This is a genomic window from Bradyrhizobium sp. McL0615 (assembly GCF_049993905.1).
Classification (GTDB): Bacteria; Pseudomonadota; Alphaproteobacteria; order Rhizobiales; family Xanthobacteraceae; genus Bradyrhizobium.
The window spans coordinates 7815953-7838059 of sequence record NZ_CP188254.1 but is presented as its reverse complement, the minus strand read 5'-3'; the positions used below and the strand labels follow the sequence as shown (position 1 = coordinate 7838059).

The following is a 22107-nucleotide window of genomic DNA, read 5'->3' as shown; positions in this document are numbered from 1 at the left end:
GAAACGGCAGCCTTATTGCCGCAAGAACGCCTCGAGCCTGGCAAACAGCGGGTTTTCGCGGTCGAGCACATAGTCGAGCGAGGCGATCGACACCGTGTCGGCGCCGTGTTCGCGCAGGAAACTGCCGAGCGCGTAAAGCTGCATCGGCGGGCAGTGCAGGGTGAGCATGCCCGACGAGGTCGGCCCGCCAAACGGTGCCACAACGCCAAAGCGGCTATGCGTCTCCGCCAGCAACGCATCGTTGCAGCCGGCGAAGCGCGTTCGCACTTCGCGGTATTGGTTGGCCCGCGCCCGCGCGGCGATGTGATCCAGGATGACGCGCGCGGTCTCGCGGGCGTCAGCCGACCAGTCGGCATCGCGGGAGGCCACGAGGTTGGCCTGGCTGCGCAGGATCACGCCGTCGTCCAGCACCTTGAGGCCATTGGCAGCAAGGGTAGCGCCTGTCGTCGTGATGTCGACGATCATCTCGGCGGTGCCGACGGCGGGCGCGCCCTCGGTGGCGCCGGCGCTTTCGACGATGCGATAATCGACCACGCCGTGGGCGGCGAAAAAGTTGCGCGTCAAATTGATGTATTTGGTCGCAACCCGCATCCGCCGGTTATGCTGGGCGCGGAAGCCGGTGGTAACGTCGTCGAGGTCGGCCATGGTGCGGACGTCGATCCAGGCCTGCGGCACCGCGACCACGACATTGGCGCTGCCGAAGCCGAGGCTGTCGATCAGCAGCACGCGCTTGTCGGCATCGGGAATGCTTTCGCGCAGCAGATCCTCGCCGGTGACGCCGAGATGCACCATGCCGCGCGAGAGCTGGAAAGCGATTTCGCTCGCCGAGAGATAGGCGATCTCGACATTGTCGAGGCCCGGAATAGTGCCGCGATAGTCGCGCGCGCCGCGCGGCTTCGCCAGCGAGAGCCCGGCGCGCGTGAAAAACGCTTCGGCGTTTTCCTGCAGGCGGCCCTTGGAGGGAACGGCGAGAACGAAGGGGGCGGTCATGCGACGCTCCCTTGCGAGACGGGTTTTCCGTGTTGCGTCAGCGCCTCGATCCACACCGAGAAGCCGACCGCGGGAATCGGCGTCGGCGAACCGAGCTGGGTCATCAGGCCATCATAGCGCCCGCCCGCCACCAGCGGCTCGACGCCGTTGCCCCTGGCGTGCAGTTCGAATTCGAAGCCGGTGTAGTAATCGAGCCCGCGGCCGAACGAGGTGGAGAAGCGCACGCGCTTGGTGTCGATGCCGCGCGCGGCCATGAAGCCGACGCGGCTTTCGAGCTGGTCGATGGCGGCTGCGAGATCGAGCTTGGCATCGGCGGCGAGCGCCCGTAGTTGCGCCACCGATTCATCGGGATCGCCTGCAATCGCAAGGAAGCGCTTGATGATGTTGAGCGCATCGCGCGGCAGCGCGCCGCCCTTCAGCGTCGATTGTTCGAGGAAGCGGTCGGCGATTTCGGCAACCGTGCGTCCGCCGACATTGGTGGTGCCGGCGATCGACATCAGGTCGGTGACCAGCGCCAGCGCCGCCTTGCGGTCGGAGCCGGCCAGCGCCGCCAACACGCCCTCATATTCGTTGCGGCCGGGCGCGGTGGCGAGCGTCAGCCGTTCGATATCGTCGGTGAGGCTGACCTTGCGGTTGAAGTCCTTGATCAGCCGTCGCCGCCACACCGGGTAGAGATTGAGCGCGTCGATCAGCGCAGTGAATAGCGCGACGTCGCCGGTGCGGATTTCGACGTCCTTCAATCCGAACGCCGAGGTCGCCCCCAGCGCCAGCGCCAGCATTTCCGCGTCCGCCGCGGCCCGGTCCTGCCGGCCGAAGGACTCGATGCCGGCCTGCAGGAACTCGCTGGGCTGGCCGCCGCGATAGCGAAACACCGGCCCGAGATAGGAAAAGCCCGCGGGCTTTCCGGCGCTGGCAGAGGCGAGATAATCGCGCGCCACCGGAATGGTGAGGTCGGGACGCAGGCAGAGTTCCTCGCCTGACGCGTCGGTGGTGAGGTAGAGGCTCTTGCGAATGTCCTCGCCGGAGAGGTCGAGGAACGGCTCGGCCGGTTGCAGGATGCCCGGGTGGGCCTGGACGTAGCCGCCTTGTGCAAACGACAATAGCAGCGCATCCGCCCAGGCGGCGGATCCGGCGGCACCTCTGACGGCAGCAGTCGCGGTCATTTGACGTCCAAATATCCGGAAAAACCGGGTTTCAGGGTTGGTTTGGGGTTCCCCGGAGTTCCGGGGGCCTCGTGGGCGCAGGCCTTAGCATGGCCGGGGCAGCGTTTCGACAGGGATTGGCCAACTGAATTAATGGGCGGTGGCTTAACGGTCAGCCGTCCGTTGGCTGGCCCGGCCCCCGCCAGTCCCCCAGCGCCGCCTGCACCAGCGCCAGGGCGGCGACGCCGGCGGTATCTGCGCGCAGGATGCGGGGGCCCAAGGACAGCCGCAGCGTCCTTGGCTGCCGCAGCAAGAGCGCGCGTTCCTCCTCGGCAAATCCGCCCTCGGGGCCGATCACGACGTCGATCCCCTCAGTGGCGGTCAAGCCCTGTTGCAGGGCCTCGATCGGATTGTCGATCTCGGCCGCCTCGTCGCAGAATACCAGCAGGCGGCTGGTCTCGCGCCCGTCGAGAAAGCGGTCGAGCGCAACAGGTTCGGCGACCGCGGCAAGGCTCAGGATGCCGCACTGCTCGGCGGCCTCGATGACATTGGCGCGCATCCGCTCAACGTTGACCCTTGAGACCTGGGTATGCCGCGTCAACACCGGCTGAAGTGCCGAGGCCCCCATCTCGACCGCCTTCTGCACCATGTAGTCGAGGCGGGCGTGTTTCAACGGCGCAAAGACATAGGCGATGTCGGGCAGGCGATCCTGCGGCCGTGTCCGCGCGAGGATGCTCAAACTATCGGGCCGCTTGCGGCCCTCGATCTGCGCCTGCCATTCGCCGTCGCGGCCGTTGAACACCAGGATGTTTTCGCCGGCGGAGAGCCGCAGCACGTTGCCCAGATAATTGCTCTGGTTGCGCTCCAGCACGATTTTCTCGCCCGAGCGCAAGGGCGCGTCGACGAACAGGCGGGGGGCGGAGAAGTCGAATTCAGGCATGTCTGATGATCCAAACCGGGCCTGCTTTTAGCCCAACGTGTCAGAATCCGGAGGCTATTTTTGCTTGTCGGCATCATTCCACGACGTGCTAACTAATGCCTCATTCCACGGGCTGTTTTGGGTTGCATCATCGAAGATTACGCTTCGCGCGGCAGACATTTCAGATTCCATGGTTCTCGACGGAGAAACCCCTTGATGCTTCGCCGCCTGATTGTTGCATCGATCTTGGCCGTGGCGATCGTCGATGCCGGGCAGGTTTTTGCGCAAGCTGCGTTTCCCGCGCCGCTGCCAGGGCAGGCCGAAGCGCCCGCCAGCAACGCTTCGCCGGTGCCGCACGCGAACGGCGCGGCGCCGTCGGCGTCGCCAGGTGTTTCCGCGGCGTTTCCGTCGGGCAGTCGGGCCGATGCCTGCATGAACGAGTTTGCCCCCTTGCGCGAAGAGGCGCAGGAACGGGGCAGGCTGATCAAGGCCGCCAGCGACCGCAAGGCCCCAGCGGACGAGGCCTGCATGCTGATCGTGAGTTTCGGCCAGGCGGAAATCAAGATGATCAAATATATCGAGACCAACTCGGCCAAATGTGGAATTCCGCCGCGGATCGCCGACCAGCTCAGGAGCGGCCACAAGAACACCGAGAAGATGCAGAAGCAGGTCTGCGCGGGCGCGCAACTGGCGCAGGCGAGCGGCCCGAATTCGGTGCCGGGCGACGCGACGCGGCGCGTGCCTGCCGGCCCGGTTGGGGACTTCGGTCACTGGATTAACAGGCAAGTTCCATGACACGCATTCGTGTTACGAGCGCGTGCAAAAGCCGAATTGGGCATTTATTTCGCTCTGATTCGTGCGCTTTTTGCCTAAAGGGTTAGAATCCGAGGCTGATTTAATGATTCGACCCTGCCCGCGCCGCGCTGCTGCCCAAATCGACGGGTTGTTAAGCGTCGGCAGGAATCGTAAAAAGCCCGTCGCAAATTTGCTTCGTTCGGACACGTTGGGGTTTGCCTGACCTTGCCGGAGAACCGCCCTTGATGATCCGCCGCCTGATTGTGCCGTTGACCGCTGCCGTCGTGAGCCTTCACGCGGGCCACGTCTTTGCGCAGGGCGCGTTTCCGGCGCCATTGCCGAACCAGAATGCTTCGCCGTTTCCGCCGGTGAATGGCGTTGGTGGCGCGCCGGTCCAGAGTGCGGCGCCGGCTTCCGGCGGCTCGGTCTTCGATCGCGGTGCCTCGCCAACGGGCGGAATGGCGCCAGCGGGCGGTCCGCCGCAAGCGGGCGGTGGGGCAGACGCCTGCATGAAAGGCTTCGTTCCCCTGCGCGAGGAAGCCGAGCGGCGCGGCAAGATGATCAAGGCCGCGAGCGACCGCAAGGCGCCGCCGGACGAGGCCTGCAAGCTGATCAAAAATTTCGGCCAGGCCGAAATGAAGATGATCGCTTACGTCCAGACCAATTCGGCCAAATGCGGAATTCCGCCGCAGATCGCCGACCAGCTCAAGAACGGCCACAAGAACACCGAGAAGATGCAGACACAGGTCTGCAACGTCGCGCAGCAGGCGGCAACGCGAGGTCCGGCGGGTCCGAGTCTCAGCGAAGTGCTCGGCTCCTCGGCGGCGCTGCCCGAGGCACAGGCCGTCAAGAAGGGCGGCAGCACCTTCGATACGCTGAACGGCAACGTCCTCGCGCGATGATCCCGCTCCGATGAGCGAGGTGACCGCCCGCGTTGCCGACGCGACCGGCAACTGGGTCGATACGCGCGCGCCGGCCTGGTCGCGGCCTTATTTGCGGCTTTCCCGTTTCGACCGTCCGATCGGATCGTGGCTGTTGCTGATGCCGTGCTGGTGGTCGGCGGCGCTGGCCGCCGGCGTCGCCCGCGACGTCTCGCAATTGCCGCTGGTGATCATGCTGTTCTTCATCGGCGCCTTTGTCATGCGCGGGGCGGGGTGCACCTGGAACGACATCACCGACCGCGATCTCGACGCGCGCGTCGAGCGGACGCGGTCGCGGCCGTTGCCCGCCGGCCAGGTCAGCGTGACGCAGGCGTTTGCCTTCCTGGTTCTGCAGGCGCTGATTGGACTCGCCGTGCTGCTGCAGTTCAACCGCTTTGCGATCATGACCGGCATCGCCTCGCTCGTCATCGTCGCGGTCTATCCTTTCATGAAGCGCATCACCTGGTGGCCGCAGGTCGTGCTGGGCCTCGCCTTCTCATGGGGCGCGCTGATGGGGTTCGCCGTCATGCTCGGCCGGATCGATCTGACCGCGCTCGTGCTCTATGCCGGCTCGATCGCCTGGGTGATCGGCTACGACACCATCTACGCCCATCAGGACGCCGAGGACGACGCGCTGATCGGCATCAAATCCACGGCACGCCTGTTCGGCGAACGCACCCACCGGGCGCTCGCGGTGTTTTACTCGCTCGCCGTGGTGCTGATCGGCGCAGCACTGGTGCTGGGCGGCGCGCACTGGCCGGCCTGGATCGGGTTGATCGCCTTCGCCGCGCATCTCGCCTGGCAGATCACGCGATTGGACATCAGCGATCCCGCGTTGTGCCTGCGGGTATTCAAGTCGAACCGCGATACGGGGCTGTTGTTGTTCGCGGGATTGCTGGTCGATGCGGTGATGCGCTGACTTCGTAGGGTGGGCAAAGACGCGTGAGCAAGCCCACCGTCAAGCATTCCGCTCGTGAGGGCAGGCACGCTACAGCTCCGCCGACTTCCGCTTTCAGCGGCATAACGGGCATCGCCGGACGTGCTGCCGGTTCGATCCGGTCGCGAATGATCCGACGCAGAAGTCGCTGTTGAAACCAACGATTGCCCGCAATCCATCGGTGCGTCCGTCGGCACCTCACGTTCATGTGTCCACCGAGGTCGCCATTTCATATTGAATTACGACCGTAATTTAATATGATGATCATCATGGCATTGAGCTAATCCGCCGTTGGGCCACGGCGGGGTGCCGCCACTCTTTGCGAGGATTTCATGGACGACACGACCACAGCTTCGCGCCGCATCGCTTCGCGGGAAACCACAGATATCGACTCGCTTGGGCTCGCAACGGCTGCAGCAGCGGTTCGCAACGGCGACATCACCTCGGAGACCTACACTGCGGCGCTTTTACAGCGCGCCCGAGCGCTTGCCGAGCTGAACGCCTTCATCACCATCGACGAGGCCGCGGTGCTGGCGGCCGCGAGGGAGGCGGACAAATCGCGTTCGGCCGGATCGGCGGCTCCGCTCCTTGGCGTGCCGCTCGGGGTGAAGGACAGTTATTTGACGAAAGGACTACCTACCAGCCTGGGCATCGAAGGCCTCGCTCACTTCGTGCCGCGCGAAGATGCCGACGTTGTCCGGGCCATTAAGGGTGCGGGCGCTTTGGTCTTCGGCAAGAACAACCTCGTCGAGATGTCGTACGGCTTGACCGGTCATAACGCACGTTACGGCCAGGTGAAGAATCCGCACGCACGAGATCGCGTGTCGGGCGGCTCCTCGAGCGGCTCCGCCGCATCCGTGGCCGCTCGGCTCGTTCCCGCATCCTTGGGCGGTGACACCGTTGGGTCCATCCGGGTACCCGCATCGTTCTGTGGCGTCGTGGGATTCAAGCCAACCACCGGGCGTTGGCCGCGCTACGGCGTTGCGCCGATCTCCCATACGCTCGACACGACGGGCGTATTCGCCCGAAGTGTTGAGGACTGCATTCTGGTGGATCAGGTCGTGACTGGTGAACAGGATGCGGAGTCGTCCGACGGCGGCTACGGCCTGAAGGGAGCTCGGCTGGCCTTCGCGCCGCGACAGTTCCTGGATCTGGTGGACGCGGAAGTCGAGAGCCGCTTCCGCGAGGTGGTTCGGCGGCTGCAGGATGCAGGCGCCGAGGTCGTTGAAGTAAACCTTGGCGACGATTTCAATTCCCTCGTCCAAACCGCGACATGGGGCATCTTCGCTCATGAGACGATGGGCGCAATTTCGGAATTTCTTCGTCGCCATGACATTCCGACCACGTTCGAGGCCATTTACGAAGGCCTCAAGCCCCAACTTCGGCAGGCGTGGGGGCACATCGTACTTCCGGGTGGTGCAGGTGCTACCTCGGCAGGGGTCTATCAGACGGCGCTCGACGTGAGCCGGCCTGAAATCCAGCGCCGGCTCAACACGGCGTTCGTCTCTCATGGGGCGCTGGTCATTCTGCAACCGACGACGCCCTGCACGGCGCCTTTGATTGAGGAGCAGGCGACCGTCCATATCGCGGGGCAGGAAGTCAGCTACCTCGCGTTAGCCAACCACACCTTGTCGGCAAGCAGCGTAGGGCTGCCCGGTGTAAGCCTTCCTGTTGGCTTGTCTCGCGCGGGGCTGCCGATTGGGCTCGAGCTGGATGCCCCCTTAGGGAGCGACCGGAGGCTTCTAACCCTTGCTCGCGGCATAGAAGGCATCTTGGGCGCCAAGTCGAGCGCGATTTAACGTCGTGGCCGCTTCGCGTGGCGAAGGGTCCCCCTGCAACAACGACAACCGATGAGGGGATCAACAGATGGCTGATGCACCGCACTCAACGCGCGCTGTTCCGGTCGAGCACGTCACCATCCGCTCAACAAAGCCGTTCGAGGACGTTCGCGCCAAGCTCGCGAGCTTGGCCCCCCGAATCGATGACGGGATCTCCACTCTCCTGCGGTACGGGGAAGGCGCGCACAATGCGCCCATCTGCGTCCTACTGCGCGAGGATGACGATGGCGGTGTCGCGTTTGAATATGATCGACCAGCATCTGTTTTCGATCAGTTTGGCAGCGACAATGTCGATGCAGAAGCCCAGCAGCTTGATCGCGACCTCCAAGCTTTGTTGGAAGCGGCTGCAGTGTAAGGGCCGCGGAATATTGGTCGAGAGGAGAGAAGATGCGCTTCGAGAAAGGTCATAAGGCAGCGACGCGACGGCACATCATCGATGTGGCCTCGAAGTGCATGCGCCGAGACGGCATCTCCGCCGCCGGGATCGCCGGGATCATGGGCGAGGCCGGCCTGACCAAAGGGGCATTCTCTCCGCACTTCGAGTCCAAAGACGCGCTCGTTCGCGAGGCGCTGGTGAGCGCGCTCGACGACCAGAAACATCGCCTCGATGAGGATCAGCGGAGGGGCATGGACCTTGAGGGCGCGATCCGGAGATACCTGAACCCCGCTCACCTCGAAGACCCGACGAGCGGGTGCCCGTCAGCGGCGTTGCTCCCCGAAATCGCCCGACAGCCCCTGACCACCAGGAGAGACTACGAGAAAGGGCTGCGAAGCTACGTTGCGACGTTGGCCGCACTGCTTCCTGACGCAGATGCAGCCGCAAGCAGCCGCCGCGCGACCGCCATCTTCGGCCTCATGGTGGGCACCCTTCAGTTCGCGCGGGCAGTGCCCAATGCTACGCAGGCGGAGCAGATCCTTGAAGGCGGCGTTGAGGCCGCCTTGCACTTGGCACGAGTTCCATCTTCATAGATTAGCAAGCCGGGAGAGCGGACACCAGCGTAGCCCTGATGAGCGTCGCGACATCCGGGGCCTTCGTCATTTTCCCGACTCCCGCATATCGCTGCGCTCACGCGGGCTACTTGCTGCGAACGGGTTTGCTTCGCGCGCAAGCACAATCGCGATGCGTAATCGCGACAAATCAACACGACGGCAAATCACTTCTGATTTTCCGAAATCGTGTCAAGCCCGGGAATCAAAAATATTCCGCTTTCGTTCTCACCCAAATCAGTCGCACAACTCCGCTCGTCTCACGGCAGATGAGGGGCGCTCGCGATCGTCACGAACGCGCGGTGAGATGCGATGGACGCTGAGGGCGCGATAGACGTACGCGCCGGAAGCGTACGGCGAAGTCGTGTGGTTCGGGCGCCGCGGTGCTGGCGCTAAGTCCGGGAGAGGCAAGGCTTCTCTCGCGGCGACGGAGGCAAAAGAGCCGTTCTCCGGGGAGAGCACGAAGTAAGCCGTAAAGCCATTGCGCAGGGAAGGCCGGAATGCTCCAGCTGCCCTGTATGCTCGTGTGCAGTTTTTGTTTGCGCAAATCGCACGCGAGACCGCGGGTGCAGCAAGCACCCGGTCTTCCCTGCGCCCTCTGATTTTCGAGGAGGGCGGGAAGTTTCTGGCAAACCTCGGGCGAAAGCGTCGCGAGATCGCGAACGCATATTCAGTCGTCATCACCCGCCTTGTGCGCAATTGCGCACTGGGGCGGGTGATCCAGTATTCCAGAGACAGCAATGACCGAACCGAGAAGCCGCGGCGTACTGGATACCCCGCCTGCGCGGGGTATGACGGCCACGGTGTGTGTAGGAGAGAGGCTTCTGAGACAAACTCAATCTCGCGCGATGATCTCGCGTTCGTCCTGATGGATGTTCTCAAGATTGACCAGGTTACCGCCCCGGCGGCGCACCAGGAATTTCGGGCGGCGGGCGCGGATGGCGTTGTGGCGGCGGCGGCGGGCGGCCGGTTCGCTCTGATGATCATCTTCCGCCAGGAGCGGCAGCGCGAGGATGTCGCTCCACATCTGCCATGCGGAAGCGATCTCCTCGTGATCGGAGCTCACGCACAGGGGAATGTTCAGCGAAGGGTCGCGATGCGCCAGCACCAGCATCTGCGCGTCATCGTCGAGACCACGCAGCGCGATGCCGAGAAAGTCGCTGACGCGGACGTTGATCGCCATCCGCATGCCCTTGACGGCACGGTGCAGCACGACGCGTTCGCGATGAAGTTCTACCCTTCGCACGCCGCCGTCCGCACGGGTGTCGTGCGCATGGAAGCTGAGCGGAAGAGAAAGAGGGTCGAGCCGCGGTATGCGGCCCGACCCGGCGGGGTTGATCCCGCTTGTTGCTATTTGACGCCCCACAGTTCTCATCTCCCCGCCGGGATTATGCTCCCGGTCGATAGGCGAGACCCTAGCCGAGCGATTTCCGTTTCGCCTTAAAAAGCCTGGTTAAGGAGAAGTCACCCGCCCTGCATTTGGCAGCATGATTGACAAGACCTTGGCGCACATGATTGACGAGACCTTGCGCAAATGTCGAAATTGTTTGGCATTTGGCGTCGCAAAATGCTTGAAAATCCTGTGAATCAGGCACATCTGAGAGGCGTTGCCGGTTTGCGTTCCCGCTCTCTTCAATGTCAGGGATTTTGTTTGTGAACTCTTCACCATCCAGCACTTCGCCGCTCTCGAAGACTTCCGGTGCGACCTCCGACCTGTTCGATCAATCGGCGCTCTCGACGCTGGCGCAGCGGTTGGTGGAGGCCGCCAAGCGCGCGGGCGCGGATGCCGCCGACGCCGTTGCGGTGCGCGGCGTCTCGCAAGGTGTCGAAGTGCGTGATGGCCGGGTCGAGGAATCCGAGCGCTCTGAAGGCGACGATGTCGGATTGCGCGTATTGGTCGGGCAACGCCAGGCGGTGGTCTCGACCAACGATGTTTCCGGCGATGGCATCGCCAAGCTCGCCGAGCGGGCGGTCGCGATGGCCCGCGTCGCGCCTGACGATAAATATGTCGGTCTCGCCGACCCCGCACTGCTGGCGCACGAGTTCGCTGATCTCGATCTTCTCGACCGCGAAGTTCCCTCGACGGCCGAACTCGAGCGCCGCGCCTGCGAAGCCGAAGCCGCGGGCCTTGCAGTCAAGGGCGTGACCAAATCAGGCAGCGCGTCCGCCTCGAGCGGCATCGGCGGCATGGTGCTGGTGACCTCGACGGGTTTTCACGGCTCCTATTTGCGCTCCAGCCACGGCATCTCGATGACCGCGATATCGGGCGAAGGCACCGGCATGGAGCGCGATTACGATTTCACCTCGGCCCCGCATGCTTCCGACCTCGCGTCGCCTGAAAGCGTCGGCCGCAAGGCGGGCGAACGCACCGTGGCGCGGTCCAATCCGCGCAAGGTCGAAACCTGCAAGGTGCCGGTGGTGTACGATCCCCGGGTGTCGGGATCGCTGGTCGGCCATCTCGTCGGCGCCATCAACGGCGCCTCGATTGCGCGCAAGACCAGCTTCTTGAAAGACCGGATGGGCGAGCAGCTGTTCGCGAACAACATCCGCATCATCGACGATCCGTTGCGGGTGCGCGGCCTGCGCTCGCAGACCTTCGACGCCGAGGGCGTCAGAGTGAAGAAGATCGCGTTGATCGACGAAGGGGTGTTGACCACGTGGCTGCTCGATTGCGCGACCGCGCGCGAACTCGGATTGGTCACGACCGGACATGCCCATCGCGGCGTCTCGTCCTCGCCGTCGCCGGGATCGTATAATCTGCATCTCGAACCCGGCGCCATGACGCCGAAAGAGCTGATCTCCGATATCAAGCAGGGTTTTTACGTCACCGACCTGATCGGCTCCGGCGTCAACGGCGTGACCGGCGACTATAGCCGCGGCGCCTCCGGCTTCTGGATCGAGAACGGCGAGATCACCTATCCCGTCAGCGAGGTGACGATCGCGGGCCATCTGCTGCCGATGTTCAAGTCGCTCGTCCCGGCCAACGATCTGGAATTCCGCTACGGCGTCAACGCGCCGACGCTGCGCATCGAGGGCCTGACGCTTGGCGGACGCTGACACGGCCGACAGGATCTGGGCGCGCGATGCCGCGCTGTTGCGGGACACCGTGCGCGAGGCCGGCGCGCTGGCCTTGTCGCTGTTTCGCACCGAGCTGAAGAACTGGACCAAGGGCGCTTCGTCGCCGGTCTCCGAAGCCGACATCGCCGTCAACGACCTCGTCGAGCGCCGGCTGCGCACGGCGACGCCGGATTATGGCTGGCTGTCGGAAGAGAGTGTCGACGACGACAGCCGTCTCGGCAAGGAACTGGTCTGGATCGTCGACCCGATCGACGGCACCCGCGCCTATCTCGCCGGCCGTGAAGACTGGTGCGTGAGCGTGGCGCTGGTCGCCGGTTCGGCGCCGGTGCTGGGGGCGGTGTTCGCTCCCTCCAGCGACGAGTTCTTCTTCGCCGTGCGCGGGCAAGGTACCACACGCAACGAAAGGCCGGTGCAGGCGACCGGGGGCACTGAACTTGATTTTCCCCGCATGGCCGGCCCGAAGCCGCTGGTGCAGCGGCTGAGTTCGTCACCGGAGGAGATCGCGCTGCATCCGCGGATCGGATCGCTGGCGCTGCGGCTGTGCCGGGTTGCCGACGGCAGCCTCGATGCCGCTTTTGCAGGCGGTCAGAGCCGCGACTGGGATCTTGCCGCGGCGAATTTGATCGTGCAGGAAGCGAATGGTAGAATGACCGCGCTCTCGGGGGATGCGATTGAGTATAATCGCCGGGAGGTGGTGCACGGGGTGCTGGTGGCGGCGGGACAGGATCGACATGCACGCATTGTCGAGCATTTCCGAAATCGTCCGCTGCCCTGAATCGGTCGAAATCCGTGCCACAAATCATTCCGTCGACGCCGCGATATCAGCTATCGTTTCTGCTTGCCGGGCATCTCGTTAGGAAAGATTATCATGCCAGATAGTGCCCCGCAGCAATTGCTTCACCTCGTCATCGGCGGCGAACTGACCGATCTCGAACACACCACGTTCAAGGACCTCGACCAGGTCGAGATCGTCGGGGTGTATCCCAATTACGCATCCGCCCACGCGGCCTGGAAGGCGAAGGCACAGCAGACGGTGGACAACGCCCACATGCGCTACTTCGTGGTTCACCTCCATCGGCTGCTCGATCCAGGTCAAGACACGAAGTCCTCCAGTTGAAACGATTCCTTCGCGATTTGCTGCGCAGCAGCTGGGTTCAGCGTGCGCTGGGTGTGCTTGCGGCCGAATATCTGCGGCTGGTCTGGGTGACCAACCGCTTCAGCTACGACCCGGCCGATGTCTATGAGCGGGTCGAGCCGGAGATGCCGGCGATCTTCGCGTTCTGGCACGGCCAGCATTTCATGACGCCGTTCATCAAGACCAAGAAGAGCTACCGCGCCAAGGTCCTGATCTCGCGGCATCGCGACGGCGAGTTCAACGCGATCGCTGCCGAGCGGCTCGGCATTGGAACCATCCGCGGCTCCGGCGATCACGGCGGCGCCTTTCACCGCAAGGGCGGCGTCGGCGCTTTCCGGGAAATGCTGCAGGCGCTGGAGGACCATTGGAATGTCGCGACCACCGCCGACGTGCCGAAGCGCGCGCGGGTGGTGGGGCTCGGCATCATCATGCTGGCGCGGGAGTCCGGCCGGCCGATCATGCCGTTTGCGATGGTGACCTCCAGGTTCATCCGGTTGAAGAACTGGGACTCCACTACCATCAATTTGCCATTCGGGCGCGGTGCTTTGGTTGGCATTGAGCATGTATACGTGCCGCCGGATGCCGATGCCGAGACTATGGAAAAGCTGCGCCTTCAGGTAGAAGCTTTACTGAACGAAGCGACTCGTCGCGCCTATGAGGCGGTCGGGCGCCCGGAGGCCGCTCTTGGCTAATTCGCTGCCGATGACGTTGCGCGTCTACCGGAAACTGTCATACGCGATGGTGCCGTTGTCGCCCGCGTTGATCAGCCGGCGGTTGAGGCTCGGTAAGGAAGACCCGGCGCGCTTTGGCGAACGCCGCGGTTTGAGCGCCGATATCCGCCCCACCGGGCCGCTGGTGTGGATTCACGGTGCCAGCGTCGGCGAGGTGCTGGCGGCCGCGGCCCTGATCGAGCGGCTGCGGGCCTTGAACCTGCGCATCCTGCTGACCTCGGGCACGGTGACCTCGGCTGCGATCGTCGCCAAGCGGTTCCCGCCCGATGTCATCCATCAATATGTGCCGTATGATTCGCCGCGCTACGTCGCGCGGTTTCTCGATCACTGGCGGCCCTCGCTGGCGTTGTTCATCGAATCCGACCTGTGGCCGAACCTGATCCTGTCGAGCGCCGCGCGGCGGCTGCCGATGGTCTTGATCAACGGACGGATGTCGCAGCGCTCGTTTCCGCGCTGGCAGCGGGTCGCAGGAACCATCTCGGCGCTGCTCGACAAGTTCGACGTCTGCCTGGCGCAGTCACAGACCGACGCGGATCGCTTTGCGACGCTGGGCAGCCGCAACGTCGTGGTCACGGGAAACCTCAAGCTCGACGTTCCGGCCCCGCCGGCCGATGCCAACAAGCTGGATATGTTGATGTCGATGACGCGCGGCCGCCCAGTCGTGCTCGCGGCCTCCACGCATCCCGGCGAGGAAGAGATCGTGACGGAAACCCACCGGGCGCTTGCCGGCTATTTTCCGGGCCTGTTGACCGTGATCGTGCCGCGGCATGCCGATCGCGGCGAGGCCATCGCGCGCATGATCTCGGGTTCCGGCCTCAATCCGACCCTGCGGTCGCACGAGGACTTGCCGACCGCTACGACCGACATCTATGTCGCCGACACTATGGGCGAGTTGGGGCTGTTCTACCGGCTGGCGCCGATCGTGTTCATGGGCGGATCGCTGGTCGCGCACGGCGGGCAGAATCCGATCGAGGCGATCAAGCTCGGTGCGTCGGTCATCCACGGCCCCCACGTCTTCAATTTCGCCGACGTCTATGAAGCCCTCGATGCCGCCGGCGGCGCGCGGCGGGCCGATACCCAGGAAGCGCTGGTCAAGCAGTTCGGGCAGATGCTCGCCGATCCCAGGGCGCGTGAAGCCGTATTGACTGCGTCCGAGCGCGTGGTCGGGCAGCTCGGCGGCGCGCTGGAGCGCACGCTCTCCGCGCTCGAGCCGTATTTGCTGCAATTGCGGATCGAGATGGGAGCCGCCAATGCGTGAGCCGGGCTTCTGGCACGGCCCGGCCTCGCTCAACGCGCATCTGCTGAAACCGCTCGCCGCCCTTTACGGCGCCATCGCCGCACAGCGCCTGCGGCGCCAGGGATTGAATGCCGGCATTCCGGTGCTCTGCGTCGGCAACTATCACGTTGGCGGCGCCGGCAAGACGCCGACCGTGCTGGCGCTGGCAAGGCTGCTGCGCGACCTCGGCGAAACGCCGGTGGTGCTGAGCCGCGGCTATGGCGGTAAGTTACGCGGGCCGGTCAAAGTCGATCCTGCCAGGCATGCGGCTTCCGATGTCGGCGACGAACCCTTGATGCTGGCGGGTGCGTTGCCGGCGGTGGTGTCGCGCAAGCGCGCGGACGGCGTGCCGCTGGCGCGCGCGCAAGGCGCGACCGTGATCCTGATGGACGACGGTTTTCAGAATCCTTCGGTCGTCAAGGATGTGTCGCTGATCGTGATCGACAGCGAACGCGGGCTCGGCAACGGGCAGGTGTTTCCCGCCGGCCCCCTGCGCGCGCCGCTGCGGCCGCAACTGGCGCGCACCGACGCGCTGATCGTTGTCGGTACTGGTACGGCCGCCGAGGCCGTGGCGGCCGAGGTCGCAGCGCAAGGCAAGCCGGTGTTATCAGCGCATCTGAAGCCGGATGAGGCGCAGGTCGCACAGCTTCGGAGCAAGCGCGTGCTGGCGTTTGCCGGCATCGGCGACCCCACGCGATTCTTCAACACGCTGCGCGCCAGCGGCATCGACGTGGCCGGGCAGCGCGCCTTCGCCGATCATCACCCGTATTCGCAAGCCGAGATCGAAGGGCTGATTGCCGAGGCCAAACGCGAAGCACTGACCCTGGTGACGACGGAAAAGGATCTGGTGCGGCTGCGGCATTGGTCGCAGCAAATCGTGCCGTTTCCTGTGACGCTGGAGTTCAACGACCCAGCGCTGCTGCGGAAGTTCGTGGCCGATCGGTTATTCAAAGCCCGAGAGAAACCGTAGGGTGGGCAAAGCGAAGCGTGCCCACCATTCAAGACGATATTCGACGATAGATGGTGGGCACGGCGCGATGCGCCTTTGCCCACCCTACGAAACCACGCTCAATCCTGTGTCTTCAGCGCGCCGGGAAAATGCCGTTGCAGCACGGCGCTGGGGACCGAATAGGCCTCCTGCAGGTCGACGCTCCAGTATTTCAATTCGTCGAGCGGAATCCGCACGTCGGTGATGGCGCAACGCACATAGGTTCCGGGCGAGATCACGCGGAAATCGCCATCCAGATACTGCACCTGCGCTTCGCCATGGCCCGAGGGGCCGAATTTATTAAGCACCGTCAAATTCTCCGATCGGCCGGTCCGCGGGCCGGCCTTAAGTATATTTTCCAAATTCGATCTATCATAAATAGGTCGTAGTGTCCGCCCCGGAAACTGACCTACTTGTGATGATTTTGTGCCGACCTGCATGATAGCGTGAATTTTACCGTGCCCGCAGCGTCATACCGATCCGACAGAGACCGATGCGCCTGTTGTCAGCAACGCTATCCCTGACGCTCCTCGCTGCGGTCTGCACGGCCGGTGCCGGGCAATTGCCGGCCCCGCACCAGGTCGATATCCCGGCGAACGGCCTGGCCCTGCACGCCCAGCTCTACAAGCCTGACGGTGACGGCCCGTTTCCCACCGTGATCGCGCTGCACGGCTGCGGCGGACTGGGTGGACCATCGGAGCCGGTGCAGTCGCGCTATCGCGACTGGGCGGAGCAGCTGTTGAAGACCGGCCATGCGGTGCTGCTGCCGGACAGTTACGGTTCGCGCGAGCTCGGCCCGCAATGCCGCGTCAAGGAGCGCCGTGTGCTCGCCCGCCGCGAGCGGGTGGCCGATGTCAATGCAGCGCGGCAATGGCTGTTGCAGCAACCCTGGGCCGCGCGTGACCGGATCAGCCTGATCGGGTGGGCGCACGGCGCCAGCGCGGTGCTGTGGTCGGTGCGTCCGCAATCGTCAGCGCGCGGTATCGAGTCGGATTTCCGCTCGGCCATCGCATTCTATCCGGATTGCCGGATCTCCTCCGGCCTCGGCTGGAGCACGCGGGTGCCGACGCTGCTGCTAATCGGCGCGCAGGACGACGTCAGTTCGCCGTCCGCCTGCCGCCAGGTGGTGGAGGGGGCCCGCGGCCGCAGCGCGCTGGCGCAGATCGTGGTCTATCCCGGCGCAGCCCACGATTTCGACCGCGCCAACCTGCCGCTGCGGGCGATCGCAGGCGCCGACGCCGCGTTGCCCGAACGCGGTCATATCGGCACGGATGCGGACGCGCGCAAGGACGCGCAGCGGCGCGTCACGGAGTGGCTGGCGCGCTAAAACAGACTTCCCTGATCGACCGGCTTTCCGACGCGCTTCGGCGCCGCCGGCTTCGCCTCGTGGGTCGCTGCTTTCGGCGCGCTCGCGGCCGGCGCCGTGGCCTCCGGCCGATCCGCGTCTGCGGTGACGCCGACGCGGCCGTCGGCGAATTCGATCGTCAGATGCGCACTCGGACCAATCGCGGCAGCGGCATGGACGGCGTGGCCATGTTCGTCGCGCACCAGGGCAAAGCCGCGCGCGAGCACGCCGCGGTACGACAGCGCCGACAACAATTGGCCGCTATGGGCGACGCGTGCGTCGAAACGCTGCAGGGCGGTCAGCAGCGCGCGGCGGGCGCGCTCCGCCAGCCGTTGCGCGCGCTCGCGGTCGCGCGCAATAGCGTTGCGCTGCGCCTGGGCGTTGGAGTGCTTTGAGGCCTTCAGCCTGACCTCCAGCCCGGCAAAGCGGTCGCGCCGGCTGCGCAGCAGGGCGCGGGCGGATAGCCGGATGCGTTCGCCCGACACCGTGAGGCGGTGATTGGCTTGGGCAACCTGTCCGCGCAACACCTTCAGCGTCAGGCCGGCGCTGAGATGCGAGAAACGGCGATGATGGGCGTGCGTATTGGCCTTCAAGCCGCGGGGCAGGGCGGCGCCGAGATGATCCAGCCGTTGCCTGGGGATCGCGAGCAGTTCGCTTAAACCTGGCAGCGCGCGAACCGCCGCGCGCAATTCATTGCGTCGGCTCTCCTGGCCGCGCTGCCAGCACACCATCGTGCGCCGCGCCAGGCTTTCGACCTCGACGAACAATTCGCTGCGGACGGGCACGGCCATTTCAGCGGCCGCCGTCGGCGTCGGGGCGCGCTTGTCGGCGGCGAAATCGATCAGCGTGATGTCGGTTTCGTGGCCGACCGCCGAGATCAGCGGGATCATGCTGTCGGCGGCGGCGCGAACCACGATCTCCTCGTTGAACGACCACAGATCCTCCAGCGAGCCACCGCCGCGCGCGACGATCAGCAGATCCGGCCGTGGAATCCGCCCGCCTTCAGGCAGGGCGTTGAAGCCGCGAATGGCGGCAGCGACCTGTTCGGCGGAGCCTTCGCCCTGCACCTTCACCGGCCACACCAGCACGCGGCGGGGAAAGCGGTCCTCTAATCGATGCAGGATGTCTCTGATGACCGCCCCGGTCGGGGAGGTCACGACCCCGATCACCTCCGGCAGCCAAGGCAGCAACTGCTTGCGCGCCTCGTCGAACAGGCCCTCGGCGCCGAGCTTCCGCTTGCGCTCCTCCATCAGCGCCATCAGCGCGCCGATGCCGGCGGGCTCCAGCGCCTCGATGACGATCTGGTATTTCGACGAGCCCGGATAGGTGGTGAGCTTGCCGGTGGCGATGACCTCGAGCCCTTCCTGCGGCTTGAACCGCATCCGGGCGTGGGCAAACTTCCAGATCACCGCCTCGATCTTGGCACTCTCGTCCTTGAGCGCGAAATAGCAGTGGCCGGAGGAGTGCGGCCCGCGAAAGCCTGAGATCTCGCCGCGGACGCGGACATGCCCATAGGCGTCCTCGACCGTCCGCTTCAGCGCGGAGGACAGTTCGGAAACGGTGAATTCGGGCGCGTTGATCAGGTTTTCGGCAGCAGGCATCGGCAACTGATTCGGGTGTTGGAGGCGTTGCCGCAACGTAGGGATTTTTGACCATCCCCGCCAATCCGACCCTTGTGGAACTTCTATACTCTGTGGTACAGAGTTCTCTGCATTCACTCTGACGCGAGGTAAGATCGATGCTGAAAACCCTGATCCGCGGCTCTCTGAGCCTCCTGAAATGGGTCCTGTGCGGCGTCGGTGTGCTGGCGCTGGGGGTGCTGGCGCTGCTGGCAACGCCGCTGCAACCGGTGCCGGAACTGCAATCGATCTCGCGGGCGCGAGCCACCGTCGATCTTTCCAGCCTGCCCGCGGTTGAGCGCTTCCAGGCCCGCGACGGCACATGGCTCGGCTTCCGCCACTATGGCGCGGGTGGCACGCCGACCGGCCGCGCGGCGATCGTGATTCATGGCTCCTCAGGCTCCAGCGGCGGCACCATCCATGCGCTATCGCAGGGGCTGGCTACGCATGGCGTGGAAACCTTTGCGGTCGACATGCGTGGCCATGGCACGTCAGGCACGCGCGGCGATATCGGTTATGTCGGCCAGCTCGAGGACGATCTCGCCGATTTCGTCGCGGTATTGCGCAAGGCCGTGCCGTCGGCGCCGTTGACACTGGTCGGCCATTCCTCCGGCGGCGGCTTTGGGCTGCGCGTGGCGGGCTCGCCGATCCAGAACCTGTTCGAGCGCTTCGTGCTGCTTGCGCCCTATCTCGGCTACGACGCTCCCTCCACCCGGCCGAGTTCCGGCGGCTGGGCCCGTGCCGATATCCCGCGCATCCTCGGCCTGATCGCGCTGCGTGAGTTCGGGATCAATTGCTGCGAGGCGCTGCCGGTGCTGTCGCTCGCGGTGCCACCGAATTCCGAGAAGACGCTGGTGTCGACCTATACCGACCGGTTGATGCGCAACTTTGCGGTGCGGGGCGATTTCCGCCGCGACCTCGCCGCCGTGGCAAAGCCGCTCACGATCATCTCCGGCGCCGACGACGAATTGATGTTTTCGGACAAATACATGGAGGCCGTGCGTGGCGCGAAGGTCGCGGTCGACGTCAAGGTGCTCGACGGCATCAACCACATGGGTATCGTCGCCGCGCCGAAGGCGATATCCATCGTCGCCGAAGATGTCGCCACGCGCGCCATGGCGGGGTCATAGCGGCGATGGGGCTGGAATGGGCAACATGATCGACAGCCGGGAGGCCTCTGAGGCGCTCGCCGACATCAACGAGATGACGCGCCGCGTCCGGCAATCACGGATCTACAATCTCGCCAGCCTGATGCTGATCATGTGGGGCGCGCTGGTATTTGCCGGCTATCTCGGCGCGTTTCTGGCGCCGCGCCAGGCCGGGTATCTCTGGGCCGCGCTGAACGCCGCTGGAGTCGCGGGGTCGTTCGCAATCAGCGCCTCCGGATATCGCAAGACCGGCATTCGCACCTTCGATTTCAGGATGCTGATCGCGTTCGTGCTGTTCTTCGCCTTTGGCTTTGTCTGTACGAGCGTGCTCGGCCACTTTACGCCGCGCCAGCTGGGCACGTTCTGGCCGATTTATTTCATGCTGCTCTATGTCATCGCCGGCCTCTGGTTCGGCCACGCCTTTGTCGCGATCGGTCTCTCCATCAGCGCGCTGGCGCTGGCCGGCTATTTCTGGGCCGGCGACTGGTTCGAGCTCTGGATGGCCTTTGTCGACGGCGGCGGGCTGATGATCGGCGGCCTCTGGATGCGCCGGAGCTGACATGGCCGGGCTCGACGACATCATTCATCAACCGCTGCGGCTGCGCATCATGGCGGCGCTGAACGCGTTGCCGTCGGGCGCGGGGCTCGAGTTCGCCAAGCTGAAACAGCTGACCGGCGCCACCGACGGCAATCTCGGCGCCCATATCGAGACGCTGTCGAAGGCGGGCTACGTCGCGGTGGAGAAGGCCTTTGTCGGCAAGAAGCCGCAGACCACGGTGACCGCCACTGCCGCCGGGCGGGGCGCCTTCGCCCGCCATGTCGCAATGCTGCAGGAAATCATCGCCGCCTCAGGCGGCAAATAGCGCGGAATCACCTCTGCACAACGGCTGTTCCGCCGGCCGGTCCCCTTGCGGCGGGGGGGCGTTTTGTGCGACCGAAGCGGCATCTCATTCCCGCATCTGGCTCCTGTCATGAACATTCTTCTGCTCGGTTCCGGCGGCCGCGAACACGCTCTCGCATGGAAGATCGCCGCTTCTCCGCTGCTGACCAAGCTGTGGTGTGCGCCCGGCAATGCCGGGATCGCGCGAGAAGCCGAATGCGTCGCGCTCGATACCGCCGATCATCCGGCGGTGATCGATTTCTGCAAGAAAAACGCCGTCGATCTCGTCGTGGTCGGCCCGGAGACGCCGCTGGTGGCCGGCATCGTCGACGACCTTGCGAAAGCCGGTATCAAGGCGTTCGGACCGGGCAAGCAGGCGGCGCAGCTCGAGGGCTCCAAGGGATTTACCAAAGCGCTCTGCACCGAATTCAACATTCCGACTGGCGCGTATGGCCGCTTCACGACGGCTGGTGATGCGCTGGCTTATGTGCGCAAGCAAGGCGCGCCGATCGTGGTCAAAGCTGACGGCCTCGCCGCCGGCAAGGGCGTCGTCGTCGCCCAAACGCTTGATGAAGCCGAGACGGCCATCGCCATGATGTTCGACGGCGCGTTCGGTTCGGCCGGCACGGAAGTCGTGATCGAGGAATTTCTCGCAGGCCGCGAGATCAGCTTCTTCGCGCTGTGTGACGGCGAGACCGCGATCCCGCTGGCCTCCGCGCAAGACCACAAGCGCGTGTTCGACCATGAAGAGGGACCGAACACCGGCGGCATGGGCGCCTATTCGCCGACACCGTTCGTGACGCCTGAGATCCATGACCAGATCATGGCGCGGATCATCCTGCCGACCATCGCCGGCATGAAGAAGCGCGGCACGCCGTTTCGCGGCGTGCTTTATGCCGGCGTGATGCTGACGGCGCAGGGACCGAAGCTGTTCGAATACAATGTCCGCTTCGGCGATCCCGAATGCCAGGTGCACATGCTGCGGATGATGTCCGATATCGTGCCGGCCTTTCTGGCGGCCTGTGACGGCGAACTGAAGCATTTCGACCTGCGCTGGTTTCCCGAGCCCGCGCTCACGGTGGTGATGGCGGCGAAGGGCTATCCCGGCGATTACAAGAAGGGCACGCGCATCGACGGCCTCGAGGACGCCGCCCAGATCGAGGGTGTCGAGATCTTTCATGCCGGCACGGTGGCGAAGGACGGCACCGTTCTCGCCAATGGCGGACGCGTGCTGAACGTGTGCGCAATGGGGAAGACCGTGCGCGAGGCGCAGCAGCGGGCCTATGAAGCTGTCGACCGCATCAAATGGCCGGATGGTTTCTGCCGCCGTGACATCGCCTGGCAGGCCGTAGAGCAGGAAAAGGCAGGCTAGAGCTCGA

The 22107-nt window shown here is 64.8% G+C and carries 23 protein-coding genes; 17 read left to right on the top strand and 6 right to left on the bottom strand.

The annotated features are described in order from the left end of the window. Positions 1 to 12: 12 nt before the first annotated feature. The 3 genes from hisG to ACPPVP_RS37725 all read right to left on the bottom strand — a co-directional run bounded on the left by hisG (position 13) and on the right by ACPPVP_RS37725 (position 3072). Positions 13 to 990 (bottom strand): ATP phosphoribosyltransferase, encoded by a 978-nt coding sequence (gene hisG / locus ACPPVP_RS37735; protein ID WP_426528607.1) that lies wholly within the window; start codon positions 988 to 990, stop codon positions 13 to 15. After that, positions 987 to 2153 (bottom strand): ATP phosphoribosyltransferase regulatory subunit, encoded by a 1167-nt coding sequence (locus ACPPVP_RS37730; RefSeq protein WP_426528606.1) that lies wholly within the window; start codon positions 2151 to 2153, stop codon positions 987 to 989. The genes hisG and ACPPVP_RS37730 overlap by 4 nt, the downstream gene beginning before the upstream one ends. Positions 2154 to 2304: 151 nt before the next feature. After that, positions 2305 to 3072, bottom strand: coding sequence for a 16S rRNA (uracil(1498)-N(3))-methyltransferase (locus ACPPVP_RS37725; RefSeq protein ID WP_426528605.1), 768 nt, complete (start codon positions 3070 to 3072; stop codon positions 2305 to 2307). Between the two features lie 195 nt (positions 3073 to 3267). Here ACPPVP_RS37725 and ACPPVP_RS37720 point away from each other — a divergent pair, with 195 nt between their 5' ends. The 6 genes from ACPPVP_RS37720 to ACPPVP_RS37695 all read left to right on the top strand — a co-directional run bounded on the left by ACPPVP_RS37720 (position 3268) and on the right by ACPPVP_RS37695 (position 8510). After that, positions 3268 to 3846, top strand: coding sequence for a hypothetical protein (locus ACPPVP_RS37720; RefSeq protein ID WP_426528604.1), 579 nt, complete (start codon positions 3268 to 3270; stop codon positions 3844 to 3846). A 245-nt stretch (positions 3847 to 4091) separates the two neighbouring features. Next, on the top strand, positions 4092 to 4748 hold the full coding sequence (locus ACPPVP_RS37715) for a hypothetical protein (protein WP_426528603.1): 657 nt from the start codon (positions 4092 to 4094) through the stop codon (positions 4746 to 4748). Positions 4749 to 4758: 10 nt separating this feature from the next. Further along, a complete protein-coding gene (ubiA, locus tag ACPPVP_RS37710) occupies positions 4759 to 5685 on the top strand; it encodes a 4-hydroxybenzoate octaprenyltransferase (protein WP_426528602.1) in 927 nt (308 codons plus the stop codon). Positions 5686 to 6035: 350 nt separating this feature from the next. Further along, positions 6036 to 7502: an amidase family protein gene (locus ACPPVP_RS37705; protein ID WP_426528601.1), complete on the top strand. Its 1467-nt coding sequence runs from the start codon at positions 6036 to 6038 to the stop codon at positions 7500 to 7502. Between the two features lie 67 nt (positions 7503 to 7569). Further along, positions 7570 to 7896: a hypothetical protein gene (locus ACPPVP_RS37700; protein WP_426528600.1), complete on the top strand. Its 327-nt coding sequence runs from the start codon at positions 7570 to 7572 to the stop codon at positions 7894 to 7896. 32 nt (positions 7897 to 7928) lie between these two features. Next, positions 7929 to 8510, top strand: coding sequence for a TetR/AcrR family transcriptional regulator (locus tag ACPPVP_RS37695; protein ID WP_426528599.1), 582 nt, complete (start codon positions 7929 to 7931; stop codon positions 8508 to 8510). An 853-nt stretch (positions 8511 to 9363) separates the two neighbouring features. On the opposite strand, the gene ACPPVP_RS37690 is transcribed toward ACPPVP_RS37695, so the two are convergent. Continuing rightward, positions 9364 to 9894 carry a DUF6101 family protein gene (locus tag ACPPVP_RS37690; protein ID WP_426528598.1) on the bottom strand — a complete coding sequence of 177 codons (531 nt, stop codon included), beginning with the start codon at positions 9892 to 9894 and terminating at the stop codon, positions 9364 to 9366. 287 nt (positions 9895 to 10181) lie between these two features. Between ACPPVP_RS37690 and ACPPVP_RS37685 the strand changes: the two genes are divergently transcribed. The 6 genes from ACPPVP_RS37685 to lpxK all read left to right on the top strand — a co-directional run bounded on the left by ACPPVP_RS37685 (position 10182) and on the right by lpxK (position 15718). Beyond that, positions 10182 to 11585 carry a TldD/PmbA family protein gene (locus ACPPVP_RS37685; RefSeq protein ID WP_426528597.1) on the top strand — a complete coding sequence of 468 codons (1404 nt, stop codon included), beginning with the start codon at positions 10182 to 10184 and terminating at the stop codon, positions 11583 to 11585. Further along, entirely contained in the window at positions 11572 to 12381 is an 810-nt protein-coding gene (locus ACPPVP_RS37680; protein WP_426528596.1) for an inositol monophosphatase family protein, read from the top strand. Before ACPPVP_RS37685 ends, ACPPVP_RS37680 begins: the two co-directional genes overlap by 14 nt. Positions 12382 to 12474: 93 nt before the next feature. After that, positions 12475 to 12723, top strand: coding sequence for a DUF4170 domain-containing protein (locus ACPPVP_RS37675; RefSeq protein ID WP_426528595.1), 249 nt, complete (start codon positions 12475 to 12477; stop codon positions 12721 to 12723). After that, the gene (locus ACPPVP_RS37670) at positions 12720 to 13433 is read left to right on the top strand and encodes a lysophospholipid acyltransferase family protein (protein ID WP_426528594.1); all 714 of its coding nucleotides are present in this window, start codon (positions 12720 to 12722) and stop codon (positions 13431 to 13433) included. Before ACPPVP_RS37675 ends, ACPPVP_RS37670 begins: the two co-directional genes overlap by 4 nt. Then, a complete protein-coding gene (locus ACPPVP_RS37665) occupies positions 13396 to 14730 on the top strand; it encodes a 3-deoxy-D-manno-octulosonic acid transferase (RefSeq protein ID WP_426528593.1) in 1335 nt (444 codons plus the stop codon). Before ACPPVP_RS37670 ends, ACPPVP_RS37665 begins: the two co-directional genes overlap by 38 nt. Beyond that, positions 14723 to 15718: a tetraacyldisaccharide 4'-kinase gene (lpxK, locus tag ACPPVP_RS37660; protein WP_426528592.1), complete on the top strand. Its 996-nt coding sequence runs from the start codon at positions 14723 to 14725 to the stop codon at positions 15716 to 15718. Before ACPPVP_RS37665 ends, lpxK begins: the two co-directional genes overlap by 8 nt. 98 nt (positions 15719 to 15816) lie before the next feature. Here lpxK and ACPPVP_RS37655 read toward each other — a convergent pair whose 3' ends face one another. Next, positions 15817 to 16044 (bottom strand): DUF2093 domain-containing protein, encoded by a 228-nt coding sequence (locus ACPPVP_RS37655; RefSeq protein ID WP_426528591.1) that lies wholly within the window; start codon positions 16042 to 16044, stop codon positions 15817 to 15819. A gap of 185 nt (positions 16045 to 16229) precedes the next feature. On the opposite strand from ACPPVP_RS37655, the gene ACPPVP_RS37650 reads away from it, so the two are divergent. Next, positions 16230 to 17063, top strand: coding sequence for a dienelactone hydrolase family protein (locus tag ACPPVP_RS37650; RefSeq protein ID WP_426528590.1), 834 nt, complete (start codon positions 16230 to 16232; stop codon positions 17061 to 17063). Here the strand turns inward: ACPPVP_RS37650 and xseA are convergent. Next, positions 17060 to 18682 carry an exodeoxyribonuclease VII large subunit gene (xseA, locus tag ACPPVP_RS37645; RefSeq protein ID WP_426528589.1) on the bottom strand — a complete coding sequence of 541 codons (1623 nt, stop codon included), beginning with the start codon at positions 18680 to 18682 and terminating at the stop codon, positions 17060 to 17062. The genes ACPPVP_RS37650 and xseA overlap by 4 nt on opposite strands. A 137-nt stretch (positions 18683 to 18819) precedes the next feature. Between xseA and ACPPVP_RS37640 the strand changes: the two genes are divergently transcribed. The 4 genes from ACPPVP_RS37640 to purD all read left to right on the top strand — a co-directional run bounded on the left by ACPPVP_RS37640 (position 18820) and on the right by purD (position 22100). Beyond that, complete coding sequence (locus ACPPVP_RS37640; protein WP_426528588.1) at positions 18820 to 19830, top strand: alpha/beta hydrolase; 1011 nt, start codon at positions 18820 to 18822, stop codon at positions 19828 to 19830. Between the two features lie 25 nt (positions 19831 to 19855). Further along, complete coding sequence (locus ACPPVP_RS37635) at positions 19856 to 20407, top strand: hypothetical protein (RefSeq protein WP_426528587.1); 552 nt, start codon at positions 19856 to 19858, stop codon at positions 20405 to 20407. Position 20408: 1 nt separating this feature from the next. Continuing rightward, positions 20409 to 20711, top strand: a complete 303-nt coding sequence (locus tag ACPPVP_RS37630; protein WP_426528586.1) for a winged helix-turn-helix domain-containing protein — start codon at positions 20409 to 20411, stop codon at positions 20709 to 20711. A gap of 108 nt (positions 20712 to 20819) precedes the next feature. After that, entirely contained in the window at positions 20820 to 22100 is a 1281-nt protein-coding gene (gene purD, locus ACPPVP_RS37625) for a phosphoribosylamine--glycine ligase (protein ID WP_426528585.1), read from the top strand. Positions 22101 to 22107: the final 7 nt, after the last annotated feature.